The 13,753-nt window shown below is 40.4% G+C and carries 10 protein-coding genes; 6 read left to right on the top strand and 4 right to left on the bottom strand.

All coding sequences use genetic code 11. The features are described 5' to 3' along the window. Positions 1-259: 259 nt before the first annotated feature. Genes QOL76_RS10600 through QOL76_RS10585 form a run of 4 tightly spaced genes read left to right on the top strand, consistent with a single transcriptional unit; the run spans position 260 to position 4,149 of the window. Positions 260-2,176: a glycoside hydrolase family 97 protein gene (locus QOL76_RS10600; RefSeq protein ID WP_283412934.1), complete on the top strand. Its 1,917-nt coding sequence runs from the start codon at positions 260-262 to the stop codon at positions 2,174-2,176. A gap of 39 nt (positions 2,177-2,215) precedes the next feature. Further along, positions 2,216-3,103, top strand: coding sequence for a zinc-dependent peptidase (locus tag QOL76_RS10595; protein WP_283412933.1), 888 nt, complete (start codon positions 2,216-2,218; stop codon positions 3,101-3,103). A 28-nt stretch (positions 3,104-3,131) separates the two neighbouring features. Continuing rightward, positions 3,132-3,599: a hypothetical protein gene (locus QOL76_RS10590; RefSeq protein WP_283412932.1), complete on the top strand. Its 468-nt coding sequence runs from the start codon at positions 3,132-3,134 to the stop codon at positions 3,597-3,599. A gap of 13 nt (positions 3,600-3,612) precedes the next feature. Then, the gene (locus QOL76_RS10585; protein ID WP_283412931.1) at positions 3,613-4,149 is read left to right on the top strand and encodes a GRAM domain-containing protein; all 537 of its coding nucleotides are present in this window, start codon (positions 3,613-3,615) and stop codon (positions 4,147-4,149) included. A 2-nt stretch (positions 4,150-4,151) separates the two neighbouring features. Here QOL76_RS10585 and QOL76_RS10580 read toward each other — a convergent pair whose 3' ends face one another. Next, the gene (locus QOL76_RS10580; RefSeq protein ID WP_283412930.1) at positions 4,152-4,667 is read right to left on the bottom strand and encodes a hypothetical protein; all 516 of its coding nucleotides are present in this window, start codon (positions 4,665-4,667) and stop codon (positions 4,152-4,154) included. 4 nt (positions 4,668-4,671) lie between these two features. After that, entirely contained in the window at positions 4,672-5,937 is a 1,266-nt protein-coding gene (locus tag QOL76_RS10575) for a sulfite oxidase (protein WP_283412929.1), read from the bottom strand. A 385-nt stretch (positions 5,938-6,322) separates the two neighbouring features. Between QOL76_RS10575 and QOL76_RS10570 the strand changes: the two genes are divergently transcribed. Together QOL76_RS10570 and QOL76_RS10565 are read left to right on the top strand one after the other, a co-directional pair. After that, positions 6,323-8,767, top strand: coding sequence for an FtsX-like permease family protein (locus tag QOL76_RS10570; protein ID WP_283412928.1), 2,445 nt, complete (start codon positions 6,323-6,325; stop codon positions 8,765-8,767). 198 nt (positions 8,768-8,965) lie between these two features. After that, positions 8,966-11,383, top strand: a complete 2,418-nt coding sequence (locus QOL76_RS10565) for an ABC transporter permease (RefSeq protein WP_283412927.1) — start codon at positions 8,966-8,968, stop codon at positions 11,381-11,383. A 178-nt stretch (positions 11,384-11,561) separates the two neighbouring features. On the opposite strand, the gene QOL76_RS10560 is transcribed toward QOL76_RS10565, so the two are convergent. Continuing rightward, positions 11,562-11,960 (bottom strand): endonuclease domain-containing protein, encoded by a 399-nt coding sequence (locus QOL76_RS10560; protein ID WP_283412926.1) that lies wholly within the window; start codon positions 11,958-11,960, stop codon positions 11,562-11,564. Between the two features lie 218 nt (positions 11,961-12,178). Beyond that, positions 12,179-13,243 (bottom strand): PA0069 family radical SAM protein, encoded by a 1,065-nt coding sequence (locus tag QOL76_RS10555; protein WP_283412925.1) that lies wholly within the window; start codon positions 13,241-13,243, stop codon positions 12,179-12,181. Positions 13,244-13,753 lie beyond the last annotated feature (510 nt).

Genomic DNA, 13,753 nt, shown 5'->3' with positions numbered 1-13,753 from the left:
ATAGGATCAGGTGCGAAAAGAAAACTGTTGATCCGGCAACGGCGAGGAATTTCATTCTTTTTTATTGAAATAAAACTACAGATCAACTGGCTGAAATCCAGTGCTGTTGTAGCTAAGAAACCATATGTTTTTTATAAAGGACAAGTTGCTTTTGATAAAACCTTAGCCGCTGTTGATTTTAAGATTTTGTATGTTTATCCTTTAGACTTTCTGCTACTATTTGCTGAAAGATGAATTTCCCTAACCGGCCAATCTATTTATGAAACTTATACCTAGCCTGCTGATAGCGGCAGCTGTTTTCTTATCTTCCTGCACTTCTGATGAATTCCTGGATTTTCGATCACCGAATGATGATTTGAGAATCAGCCTACTTAATGCCTCAAATGAAAGTTCATTCCTAGCGGTTTTCAAAGGAGATACTTTACTCAAGGAGTCCACATTAGGGTTGATGGTAAATGGTATTGATTTTACTCGAGATGTAGTTATTTCTGAACTATCCAGTGATGAATTTGATGAAACTTGGGAAACGGTCAACGGCAAGCAGAAATTGGTGAGAAATCATTACAATGAATATCAGGTAAAAGTAAGTAAGCTGGATCAACCTCAATATTTTTATGAACTCGTAGTTAGAATTTACGACAAAGGTTTTGCTTACCAGTATGTCTTTTCAAAGGATGCTATAGGTGATAGTTTACAAGTCGAAAAGGAATTGACAGAACTCAATTTCCAGCGTGATTTTGACTATTGGGCTTACAATCATGAGCATCACAACCTAGGACCGATACGTCGTTCAGCGAAACGTATGGAGAAAGTGGAGCCACCCTTTGTGATGCAGTTTAGCTCAGACAGTTTTCTTGCTATTCATGAGGGAGCTATTTTGGATTTGGCTCCATTTTCCATCAACGCCTCTTCCAATACCAATTCCTTACAATTCAACACATCCTATTCCAGCCAATCCAATGCCTTCAGCACTTCGTGGAGGGCATTTATGCTAGGTGAAAGAGTAGGTGATTTAGTGGAGTCTGACTTGTTGGTAAATCTAAATGAACCGAATAAAATCGAAGATACTTCATGGATAAAGCCGGGTAGGTCGATGTGGGATTGGCGAGTCTGGGGATACACGGCTGAAGATGGTTTTGTATATGGTCCAAATACAGAATCTCACAAAAGAATGATTGAATTCGCATCTGAAAACAATGTTCAATACATGCTTATAGATGCAGATTGGTATGGTTCTGAGTTCAGTGATGCATCCGATCCGACGACATCAAAGGAGGGGATTGACATCGTAGAATGCATGGAATATGCAAAGGCCAAAAATATAGGGATCATCCTATATCTTAATGATATTGGTGCTAAGAAATTTGGATTGGAAAGAGTCCTGAAACAGTTTTCGGATTGGGGGGCTAAGGGTGTGAAATATGGATTTATGAAAGGTACACCAGAAGATAAAGTGGAGCAAACTCGAAAGGTGGTAGAATTGTGTGCCAAGTATAAGCTCATGGTGGATTTCCATGACAGTCCAATCGCTCCAAGCGGAGATCGAAGGACCTACCCAAATCTTGTCACCAAGGAGTTTGGACATTCTCAGTCAGATGCCAAACGATCCTATTTTCCTGAAACGGCGGTTAATCAACCGTTGATCAACATGATTGCAGGTCCTTTGGATCTTTGCAATGGTTGGTTTAGTTTGAATTCTGCGCATATCGGGCGTTCAAAAGTTTTTGAAGAAATTCCAGGTACAGTGGTAGCTGAAGTCGCCAAATTAATTACAATTTACACCGGATGGGCTGTGCTGCCCGATAGTCCCGAAGAATATAAGAAGAAGGATGATCTCTTTGAAATCATACGAAGAATGCCTGGTCAATACGATAGTTTCAAAGTCTTGGATGCGAAATTGGACGAGTATGTGAGTATAATTCGACAGTCAGGAGATGATTGGTTTATAGGGTCACTTACCAATAGAGAAGCTAGAACGCTTACTTTGGATTTCGGTTTTTTGCCAGAGGGAGGGAAGTATAAGGCTACACTTTATGAAGATGCAGCTGACTCCCATTTTCTGGAAAATAAGGAATCGTATACCATTAAGAATTTGGAAGTTGATTCAGAAAGTAAGCTCGAAGTGAAACTAGCTGCAGGAGGTGGGCATGCCGTGCATCTCGTGAAGATGAATTAGTAAGAAACTTATACGTTAATAATTCAAAACCATACTCTCTTGTTCACCAAAATTTTAGTCGGGTTATTCATCGCTCTAATTTTGTATTTGCTTTTTCGGCCAAAGAAAATAAAAAGTGGATATGATGCGCCGGAAGTATTTCCTGAGAAATGGAGACTTTATCTCCTTCAGGAAGTGAATTTTTACGCTTCACTGGACGACGAGGATAAAGCTATTTTTGAAGCCGATATTTTACGTTTTTTAAAACGAGTGAGGATCACCGGTATCAAAACTACGGTGGATGATGAAGATCGGCTTTTAGTGGCCAGCAGTGCTGTTATCCCGGTATTCGCGTTTCCCGATTGGGAATACAGCACTTTGCACGAGGTGCTCTTATATCCGGATTTATTTACGGAGAAATATGATTTTAGCGAGCAGGAAAGGAATATTTCAGGTATGGTGGGAAGTGGTGGTGTGATGCACCATGTGGTGATTTTTTCCAAGCCTGCATTACATCAGGGGTTTGAGAATGCCAGTGATAAAATGAATGTAGGAATTCATGAATTTGTGCATTTGTTTGATAAGCAGGATGGAGATATCGATGGTATCCCAACGATAATTATGAAGAATCAGGCCGTGTTGCCTTGGCTGCATTTGATCTCTGAGAATACGAAGGAAATGCTGTCTGGAAGAAGCGATATCAATATCTACGGAGCAACAAATAAGCAGGAGTTTCTGGCTGTTGCAAGCGAGTACTTTTTTGAGCGACCCAAGCTTTTCAAAGAAAAACATCCTGAATTATATGAGGTTCTATCTGAAGTTTTTCAAACCGATTTAGCAACTAGTCAGAATGGTGATAATACCTTGAAAAGAACGATCGGGAGAAATGATCCTTGTCCCTGTGGTAGTAAAAAGAAGTTTAAGGACTGTTGTATGAGTCAAGATTAATTATCTTAGTTGGGTAAAACTGAAATCCATGAAAAAACTTGTCCTAATTCTCGCGCTGACGCTGTGTTTTGATTGCTTTTCACAGGAGATAGAAAAGACAGAAGTAGCAGCTGTAACCGCTGTGGTCAATCAGTTTTTTGAGGCCTTAGAAAAGCAGGATACCGTTTTGTTAAAACAAGTAGCTTCGATGGAAGGGCAAATCTGGACGGTTAATAATACCGTAAGTCCAGCCAGACAGCGCATGAGGTCATTTAGTGATGATTTGAAGACTCTTATTTCTCAGAATTCCTATCTGGAAACGCCCTTGAGCATGGATGTGAAAATTCATAAAGGCATGGCCATGGCTTGGGTTCCCTATGAGTTTAGGCTGAACGGAGAGTTCTCGCATTGCGGTGTGGATGTCTTTACCTTGATCAAGAAGGAAGAAGCTTGGAAGATTATTTTTCTTTCCTACACGATTGAAAAAGAGAGTTGTGAACAATTGAAGACTAAATAATAATTGATAATAGATGAAAACTGAATTTCTCCAAATGAGTTGGAATAAGAGACTGGTCCAATTTGCGATTAACGGTGGTGCTTTTGGTCTGCTCCTTTTTTTAACCCAGTTTTTCCTGGATAGAGAAGCCTTGAGTTTGAAAAGTATCCTGTTTCAAAGTGTGTTTTTTGGAGCATTTATGACTTTAGTATTTCCTTATCTTTTTGGGAAATTTGCAGTTAGCCTTGGGAATAATATTAACCCTGACTTGGATCTTAATGAGGAAATTGAATCTCTAGGTCCGGCAAATTTATTTCGTGGAAAAGAAGCCGTAGGAGGAAAGCTTTTCCTGACGAATGAGAAGTTGATTTTTAAATCCCATAAACTCAATATCCGCACTGGGCAAACAGATATTCCATATGAGGCTATTAGGGATATCCAGGAGAGAAAAACGGCGAAATTGATTGACAATGGCTTGCACATTATCACCATTGATGGCAGTGAATATAATTTTGTGGTAGATAACAGGGATACTTGGATAGAAAAAATTCAAGGGAAGTTGAACTTGTAATTTCAATCCTTTAACTCATACCATTCTATACCAGTCAGTGGAACTCGTCTCCCCTTCGGAGCTTCCGGAGCATAGTTTGCGGCCAGATAATCTAAAATCATAGCCTCATTTCCGCCAAGATCCCATAATCCTTGAGTCTCCTGCATCCATTCAATCTTTGAATGCCAACCTTCACGGGTAAAGCGATTCTGGAGAATCAGGGCACTGGAGTGACATGCAGTGCAATTCGCTTTCACTAGCTCCAATCCATCTCCCGCTAGTAAGCCAGTTTCCACATCCTTTCCATCCACTAGTTCAGTAGAAAAATCCGTTAATGGCGCTGGATTTTCTTCGGAAGTTTCGGAAGTCAAAGAGTTAAGTCTTGCAGAAATTTCAGGTTGAAATAGGACTGATAAAACCAGCCCCACGAGTATGATGACCACACCCACCAAACCAGCTACGGATTTGATCAGTCCATTGAAAAGCTTTTCCTTCTCCTGAGTAGAATTTGAAATCTTATTTTCAGGTACGTTTTTCATGGCCTTAGCTAACTTTTACTGCAATTCTATGACAGGCATTATTTAGGTAGCCTTTAGGATTCCATCCAGGAATCACCATAGGCTGGGAGATTCCTTGATCGTCAGTTGCTTTTGCCCAGATCTCGTAATAGCCAGTTTGTGGAAAGCTTAATTCTATGGACCATTGCTGCCAAGCGAGTCTGTTGACTGGTTTTTTCAAAGTGCATTTTTTCCAAGTTGCACCGAAATCTGTGCTTACCTCCATCGCACTTACTTCTTGCTCGCCCGCCCAGGCATGTCCCTGAACCATGAGCTTCTTTGAAGTGTCAAACATTGCCCCCGATTTTGGATAGGTAATGATGGACTTTACGGGCATGGATTCTATGATTTTCATGTCCTCATCAGGAACTTCCTGTCCCGGAGCTACAGGATATTTGGGTACTCTATAAGAATCACCCATCATTTTCTCACCATCATGTACCTGATTTCTTACCACCAGTTTATGCAGCCATTTTCCTGAAACAGATGCTGGCCAACCTCCACAAACCAAGCGAAGTGGATAGCCATGTTGGAGAGGAATATCTTTTCCGTTTAATGCCCAAGCCAGGAGCGTTTCATCCTGCAAAGCTTTGGACATCGGAGCACCGCGGGAGATCACCACCTTGTTTGGATCGCCATTAAGGTGTTTATCCTTTCCATAATAACCGACATAAACCGCATCTGACTTGAGGCCTACATCCGCCAACACGTCTTTCAGCCTTACTCCTGTCCATGCGGAGCAATATACAGCTCCTTCTTCCCATTGATTTCCAGATGCTGGAGGGTAAAAACCTGCTCGACCGTTTCCACCACATTCAAGTGTGAGCTGGTAAGTGTAGGATTTGAATTTCTTTTTAAGCTCGTCGAGCGTGTAGGTTTTTTCCTTTACCACCGATTCTCCTCCTATGGTAAGCGTCCAACTTGCTGCATCGACATCTTCTGGAATCAGCCCATTATTTCTAATGAAAATACTGGCGAAAGGAGTGACTGCATCATTCAAAAGATGAGGAGCTGGCTCTACATTCCAAGGTTTTTCATTGCGTATGATCATGCCATCACTCTTTCCTTTCATAGGATCAAAATCCGCCTGAAGGGCAATAGGTATGTAGTCCTTTGGCATAGATAACCCATGGACTATGTCTGTCCCAAGCATAGCGGACAAAGCAGCAAGTGAGCTTTTCTGCAAAAATGCGCGTCTATCTTGGGTGAGGTTGAGTTTTTTATTTGGGCTGTTCTTGTCAGTTTTTGACATGGGTAGAGGCTATGGAAAAGTGATGAAAAGTAAAATTAAAAATCTTGCCGACTAATGCCTTACTAAGGGCGGGGCAATTCGGTAATTTCTGATTCATAACGCCCATTTTTTATTTCAAGAGGTGATGAGGCTGATATTCCTAAAAATACGTGGCCCAGTGTCTGGTTTGCCAATCTATATAAAGTGTACTTTGCCCACGAGCGGACAAAAATGTCCGATTGATTTTTTGAAAACACGCTTTATGTGTCAATTTCGGGCTGTTTCAACTGTTTTTTACTGGCACAGATATTTGATAGCAGGGATAAGGAATTCTATGTTCAGTAGATTGATGAAGTAAGTCCAGGACAAAGGTCTCCTCCAAGATTAAAACCTAACACTATTTCCTATGTGGAAGAACTATTTTAAAATCGCAATCCGTAACCTTTCTAAAAACAAGCTGCACACCGGGATCAATTTGATTGGGCTTTCTTTAGGTCTTGGGGTAAGTATTTTGATTTTCTTTTTTGTTCAGTTTGAAAGCGGTTTTGATACTTTTCACCAAGAAAGTGAGCAGATATTCAGGATAGAAAGACATCAGGTAGAAGAAGGAGGGGATTTAACCTCGTTTTCTACACCTATTATCGCAGCGCCAACTTTTGAGAGTGAGTTTTCTCAGGTACAATATACCACCCGTATGATAGGGGGCTCAGCTCAGGCTTACCTAGATGATGAAACCACACAGAACCAAAGCTTTTTGATGGTGGGAGCAGATTTTTTGGAGATTTTTAGTTTTCCATTACTTCAGGGGACCAAAGAGCAAGTATTGCAGGATAAGTTTGGAGTAGTCATCACGGAGGAGGTTTCCAAAAAATACTTTGGAGATGACAATCCAATCGGTAAATCCATTCGGATGAGAATGGGAGACAACTTTGAAGAGTACCAAGTAACTGGACTTTTGAAAGATTTGCCAACAAATTCCAGTATCCAGTTCGAGATGCTGATAAACGATCAAAACCTGGATTTTAGTGTAGATGAGGATAGTCAAAACTCCTGGTTCAATGTTTATGGCGATACCTATTTGAAGCTCAATGCAGGGCAAACAAAGGAGTCTGTAGAAGCCGGTGTCGAGGCGATGATGAAGAAAGTACTGGGAGAGGAATATGTAGAAGGTGAATACGTATTCACGCTGCAGCCTATTTCGGAGATGCATCTAACTGAAAGTTCGAATTATGGTATGATAGAAGCTACCAGACCGACATTACTATGGATTCTAGCTGGAATTGCCTTCTTAATATTGTTGATTGCCTGTATCAATTTTACCACCATGGCTATCGGGCGCTCTACCACTCGTGCGAAGGAAGTCGGCGTACGTAAAACTATGGGGGCAGACTTTGGACAGCTCGTTTTCCAGTTTTTGACTGAGGCATTTTTGACTACACTTGCAGCATTGATCTTAGGGTTGATTCTGGCAGAAACTTTAATTCCGACGTTTAATGATTTGTTTGAAAAGGAATTGTCATTGGTCTATGGACCTGTTCAAATCCTGATTTTAGTAGGGTTGGTGATTTTGATTACTGCGATGGCTGGAGCCTATCCTGCGTTTTTCATGTCCAGTTTGAAGCCCATCAAAGTACTGAAAGGGAATCTCTCTATACGTTTTGGGAAGCAAGCCCTAAGAAAAGGACTGGTGGCTTTTCAATTCTTTATTTCGTTCTTAATGATCGCCTCAACGCTGATTATGGTGAATCAGATGGAGGCTATACGAGATTATGATTTAGGCTTCGATCAAAATATGGTGGTGTTAGTCGATATTCCAGAGGTGCCGAGTACCAGCTTTGTAAAGTCGATCAACGAAGGTTTTTCGCAAGCCGAACTGTACAGACAAGCATTGCAGAAAAGATCAGAAGTCCAATCCGCAGGAATTACAATCGCCACTTATGGAGACGATGCATTTTGGGACGGAGGTTTTCCCACGCCTGAAGACGAGCAATTTAATTTTCGATTAAACTTTGTGGGCGGTGAATATGTAAAAACTTTGGGCCTTGAGATAGTAAAAGGACGCGATTTGAATCCAACACCAGGGTCCGATAGCAGTGCCGTGTTGATCAACGAAACTTTTGCCAAAGCCATGAATTGGGATGATCCATTGGGAGAACTGCTGCCAAGCAAGAGAATCGGTAATCATGAAATCGTAGGTGTAGTGAAGGACTTCAACCACAACTCACTTTATAAAGATATTGAACCCATTATTCTTGCGAAAAGCCCAGAGACTATATTCAGTGGTATCAATATGCTGATGATTCACTCTGCTACAAACCCTAAGGTGATGGTGAAAGGGCATGGTTCTGACTTTGAATCATTCAGAATCATGCTGGAAAATGAATGGGAGCAAGTGTTTCCTTTGGAAGCGTTTAGTTTCAGTTTCTTGGATGAGACAGTTCAAAAGCAATACGTTGCAGATGAACGCTTAGGCAAAATGGTGTTTTTGGCGGCTTGTATAGCTATTCTAATAGCTGCAATGGGATTGTTTGCCATGGCTGCTTTGAGTATAGCAGGTCGTACTAAAGAGATAGGAATTCGGAAAGTACTAGGAGCTTCTAGCTGGAGTATTTCGTGGATGTTTAATAAAGAATTTCTGATCATTACGATTGCTGGAGTACTGGTAGGCTTGCCACTGAGTCTGTATTTGATGCAAACTTGGATAGCTCAGTTTGCCATAAAATCTTGGCCTTCCTGGCTTAATTTTACGGTTTTGGGCATTGCTGGAATACTATTTACATTACTGATTGTATCTGCTCAGTCGTATCGCGCTACTCAGATGAATCCGGTGAAGACATTGAAAGATGAATAGGGGGGGGGAAGTACGAAGTATGAAGTAAAAAGTGAAAAGTAAAAAGTAAAATGTAGAAACTAAAAAGTGGTAAGTTTTTAGAATCAGGGTTTTAGTGTAGGGGGTATATAGTTGAAAATCAATTTTATTATGAATCTAAAATCTAAAATTTAAAATCTTCCAATTTTCCAATATTCAAATTTTTCAATCCTATAATAAATGCTAAAAAACTACTTCAAAATCGCCTGGAGAAATCTCCGTAGAAATAAGCTAAGAGCAACAATCCATATTTTGGGTTTGTCGATTGGCATTGCGATCTGCTTTTTGATTTTCAATGTGGTGACGCATTCCTATAGTTTTGATCAGTTCCATGTTGATAAGGATAGGATTTTCCGAATTAATACCCTTACTGATTGGGGAGATGGAGGGAGTTTTCCTAATTCGGGGACTCCAGGTCCACTGGGAGAAGCGATTAAAGGAGAAATTTCTGGAATTGAGGAAAAAGGCCGGCTCTACACCATGTATGAGGTTTTAGTGGCTTTGCCAAATACAAATAAAGTATTTGGAAGGTCTAGTGAAGTCACATTTGCTGATCCTGGCTTCTTTAAAATTTTCCCAAGGAAATGGCTAGCGGGGAATCCTGAAACGGCACTTTTACAGCCAGAATCTTTGGTGATCTCAGAAGAAAGTATGCATAAATACTTTCCCGGTTCGGTAGCTTCAGATGTATTAGGTCAGGAATTGATGTTTGTGGATTCGGATTCCATCTATGCAAAAGTCACAGGAGTTGTGGCTAGTTATACAGACAATACGGACTTTATCTTCAATGATTTTATTTCTTACAGCACCATAAGAACGCAAGAGCAAATCGAATGGTATGGGCTACATGACTGGACTTCGGTGAATTCGAGCAGTCAGCTTTTTGTCAAACTCGCTCCTGAAGTGTCCCCTGAATCTGTGGATGCAGCTTTTCAGCCATTGATAGAAAAAAACATGGAATCCGAAGAAGATGGTAAATACGCCACGAGCTTTTTCACTGAACCACTTTCAGAGATGCATTTTCAGCCAAATTATGGAAGTACTCACGTTTCCAAAACATTCCTAAATGGCTTAATTTTTATAGGTATGATTATTCTGGTGCTGGCTACCTTGAATTTTGTGAATTTGGAAACAGCTCAAGCGATCAGCCGATCTAAGGAAGTTGGCATACGGAAGACGATTGGAGGAACGCGATTTCAATTAATTTCCCAGTTTCTCGCAGAGACATTTATGATTATTTTGATTAGCACTATACTAGCTCTAGGCATAGTAGAAGGGCTGAAATTGCTGTTTTCAACTTACTTACCGAGGGATTTCAGGATTGAATACTTCTCACTTCCAAACATGCTGTTTTATGCAGCATTCCCACTACTATTAACGCTGATCACGGGGATTTATCCTGCTTTGATCCTGTCCAACTATGATCCTCAGCGCGCCTTGAAAGGGGAAGTGGTCAGAAGTGGAAAGTTCTCTTTGGGGGTGTTTTTGAGAAAAAATCTTACCGTCATTCAATTATCATCTTCCATTGCTTTCATTATTCTAGTGATGGTATTGAACTACCAACTCAATTTTTTGACTAGCCAGCCACTGGGATTCGATAAGGAAGCTGTGATGTACGCCAGACTGCCATTTATGTCCGATCCGGATAAAATGCTGCAACTCCAGGATCGCTTCAATCAGGAAGCAATCGTGAAGGGTGCAAGTCTAAGCGGTAGCCTTGTATCGTCTACGAGCCTTTGGACTTCGGATGTCAAAGTACCTGTGGACACCACAGAAAAAGAGATGTACATTCAGGTGATGAATGTGGATTCCTCTTTTGTGAAAGTAAATGGAATTCCTCTGCTGGCTGGTACTGATGCAATAGACAGAGTGGATGAGATATTGGTAAATGAGCAGTTTGTCAAAGAAGCAGGGTTTGGAACTGCGGAGGCTGCCGTAGGTTCAGAAGTCACCTATAGCCAAGAGAAAGTGAAGATTATTGGTGTGGTTGCAGATTTTCATTCAAGGACTTTGCGTGAAGAAATTCGTCCCTTATTGTTTACCTACAATCCAGAATATTTTCAGTCAGTGAACGTGAAGCTGAATTCAGACCAAAATCTGGCGATTGCTAAGGAGAGATTGGAGCAGATCTATTTGGAAGTCTATCCATACGAAACTGCCTCGTTTAACTTTCTCGATGCTCAAATCGATAGGTTTTATCAGGAAGATGTAAAAATCAAAAATGTACTGGGTTTTGCTTGTTGTTTAGCGATTTTGATTTCCTGCCTGGGATTATTTGGACTTTCCAGTTTTACCATTGCTCAGCGTACTAAAGAGATTAGCATAAGAAAAGTATTGGGAGCTACTCTACAGCAGATTCTTTTCCTGATTTCAAGAGAGTATATGAGCTTAGTGGGAGTTTCATTCCTAATTGCAATATTCCCTGCATATTATTTCCTCAAGGATTGGCTAAAAGGATTCAATACCCGGGTAGATATGCCTTATCTGTTATTTGTTGCTGCAGGCTTAGGAGTGATGGCGATTTGCTTGCTTATAGTCGGAATTCATTCTTATATAGCTTCGCAAACTAATCCTTCCAAAGTGCTTAAGAGCGAGTGATTCGATTTGGGGTTTTTGATGTCGGATGTCTGATTGAAATCCCCCTAACCCCCTTTGTATAGGGGGAATAGGCTCAACGTAACTTTTGTCATCAACTTCTTAATGAATCAATTTTGAAGTTTAGCATTGAGGTTCAGTTGAGGTGACTCCCCCTTATTAAGGGGGCAAGGGGGATTTACTACTGAAAAAAACTTCTTGAAATTCCATTTTTATCTTCCCATTCATCCACATAATAGTTTAATTCATTCAATACAAATCCCATATTTTTTTTAACATCTATATCTATAAACCTTAAGAAATTTATATCAAAATCTTCTAAAATTTTCTGGCGCTTTTGATCTTCTATTAATGCTTTTTCACTGAAGTGTGAATCTCCGTCAATTTCAATAACCAGATTCAATTTTTTACAATAAAAATCTACAATGTAATTATCTAATGGCTTTTGTCTATTAAAACTGTATCCCCGGAATTGGCTTGCTTTCAATTTTTGCCACAGTAAAACTTCAGAGAGTGTGCTATGTGCTCTAAGCTCGCGGGAAAACTCTTTTAGAGATTTGTTATAGGGTAAAAAATGCATTAATGAATTTATAAATCTTTTAATTATAAATCCCCCTTTCCCCCTTTGTAAAGGGGGAATTGCCTCAATTGAACTTCAATCAGATCTACTGAAATTTGTCACCTTTGAAATTTAAGTTTATAGGTACTTCTGAGCCAACTCCCCTTTTTTAAGGGGACAGAAGAAGGAGCTTTAAGACTACTTGGTACCTTGTACATAATACTTTGTACTTATCTTTTCTAAAACAAATTCAAATTCCCGCCCCGTCTGAACTTGCTTAGATCAAATTCAGGCATAGTTCTGCCCGCGAAATATTTTCGTTGGGAGGTCATAAACAGTTGATTGATCATCTCGGCGACTTTTCCTTCTCCCCGCATCCTCCTTCCGAAATCCGAGTCATTCAGCTGACCGCCATGCACGGATTTTATTTGAGCGATGACTTTTGGAGCTCTATCTGGGAAGTTTTTGTAGATCCAGTCTTCAAAGATCTGCCCCACACTTCCATTCAGTCTGACCATTGTCATTCCTGCCATAAGAGCGCCATGCTCGGCAGCAGCTTTGAGAATGGCTGGGACCTCATGATCTGTAAGCCCTGGAATAATTGGAGCGCACATGACCCCAACAGGAACTCCAGCTTTTGAAAGCTCCTCAATAGTTTGGAGGCGCTTTGCTGCGCTGGCAGTTCGTGGTTCCATCGCCCGCCTCACATTTTCATCAAGTGTAGTGATAGAGATATAGACCTTGATTAACCTGTCTTCCGCTAGACCCTTTAGCAAATCCAGGTCTCTGAGAATTAGACTATTTTTGGTGATCATTCCTACGGGATGGCGGTATCGGGCAAATACTTTCAACAAACTTCGGGTCATCTCCTTCTTTCGCTCCAGTGGTTGATAGCAATCCGTATTACCTGAGAGACTGATAGGAGCAGGTCGCCATTTGGGGCTTAGAAGTAGCTTTTCAAGTAATTGGGCAGCATTTTCTTTGACGATGATTTTGCTCTCAAAGTCCAACCCAGCATCGAAACCATAATATTCATGTGTATTTCGGGCATAGCAATAGCTACATCCATGCTCACAACCCTGATAAGGATTGAGCGAATAAATCATTCCCACATCAGGACTAGTTACCTTATTTACGATGGTCTTCGAATGTTCATGAAAAATTTTAGTCTGCGGAGATTGAATTAAAGGTTCGTCAATTCCCTCGATATGCTCGCTTACGTAGCGGTTTTTCAGGAATTTATTATCTGGTTTGATCTGAGAACCACGCCCTTTGAAATAGTTTTCTGCCTCTGTTTTCTCCATTTGATTTCAATATACTGGCAGTTTAACTTACGAAAAAGGAGATGAAATGATCCGGACGCAAGGTGTCAGATGAATGAGTTAGTAATGGATTTGAGTAGTATGTTGTTCGCCCCCCATCGGGGTCAAGGGGTTAAATAATTACTACGATTTACTCTAGGTTGCACCCATAGCTATTTATGGTTTAATTTTTCATGATCATAGCATCGTATTGGAGAATTTTGGATTAATCACCACGAAGTAATCATCTCTTTCAATCCTTGTGTGTCTTGGTCTACTAATTTATGGACCTGAAATTTTCATGGATTTAGAGAAATGAAAGGCCTGCTTTCCGGATTTTATACTTTTTACTGGCAGGGTACTACTAGCCTTTTCTATTGCATCTTTTCCGAAAAAATCAATAAATACCCATAGGTGTAAATAAAAATTTTAATTAAGTCAAATCGCTGAAAATTGGAGTGAAAGGTTAAATTGCACTCTGGTTTTAAAGAATGAGTAAACTATTAGCTTCAA

It is taken from the genome of Algoriphagus winogradskyi (genome assembly GCF_900182815.1).
Classification (GTDB): domain Bacteria; phylum Bacteroidota; class Bacteroidia; order Cytophagales; family Cyclobacteriaceae; genus Algoriphagus; species Algoriphagus winogradskyi.
The sequence above is the reverse complement of the archived record's forward strand: the minus strand, read 5'-3'. Positions and strand labels throughout refer to the sequence as shown.

Bases quoted from the DNA above. Each gene is read 5' to 3' on its own strand.
- QOL76_RS10600 (WP_283412934.1), top strand. From the start codon at position 260: ATGAAACTTATACCTAGCCTGCTGATAGCGGCAGCTGTTTTCTTATCT.
- QOL76_RS10590 (WP_283412932.1), top strand. From the start codon at position 3,132: ATGAAAAAACTTGTCCTAATTCTCGCGCTGACGCTGTGTTTTGATTGC.
- QOL76_RS10585 (WP_283412931.1), top strand. From the start codon at position 3,613: ATGAAAACTGAATTTCTCCAAATGAGTTGGAATAAGAGACTGGTCCAA.
- QOL76_RS10580 (WP_283412930.1), bottom strand. From the start codon at position 4,667: ATGAAAAACGTACCTGAAAATAAGATTTCAAATTCTACTCAGGAGAAG.
- QOL76_RS10575 (WP_283412929.1), bottom strand. From the start codon at position 5,937: ATGTCAAAAACTGACAAGAACAGCCCAAATAAAAAACTCAACCTCACC.
- QOL76_RS10570 (WP_283412928.1), top strand. From the start codon at position 6,323: ATGTGGAAGAACTATTTTAAAATCGCAATCCGTAACCTTTCTAAAAAC.
- QOL76_RS10565 (WP_283412927.1), top strand. From the start codon at position 8,966: ATGCTAAAAAACTACTTCAAAATCGCCTGGAGAAATCTCCGTAGAAAT.
- QOL76_RS10560 (WP_283412926.1), bottom strand. From the start codon at position 11,960: ATGCATTTTTTACCCTATAACAAATCTCTAAAAGAGTTTTCCCGCGAG.
- QOL76_RS10555 (WP_283412925.1), bottom strand. From the start codon at position 13,243: ATGGAGAAAACAGAGGCAGAAAACTATTTCAAAGGGCGTGGTTCTCAG.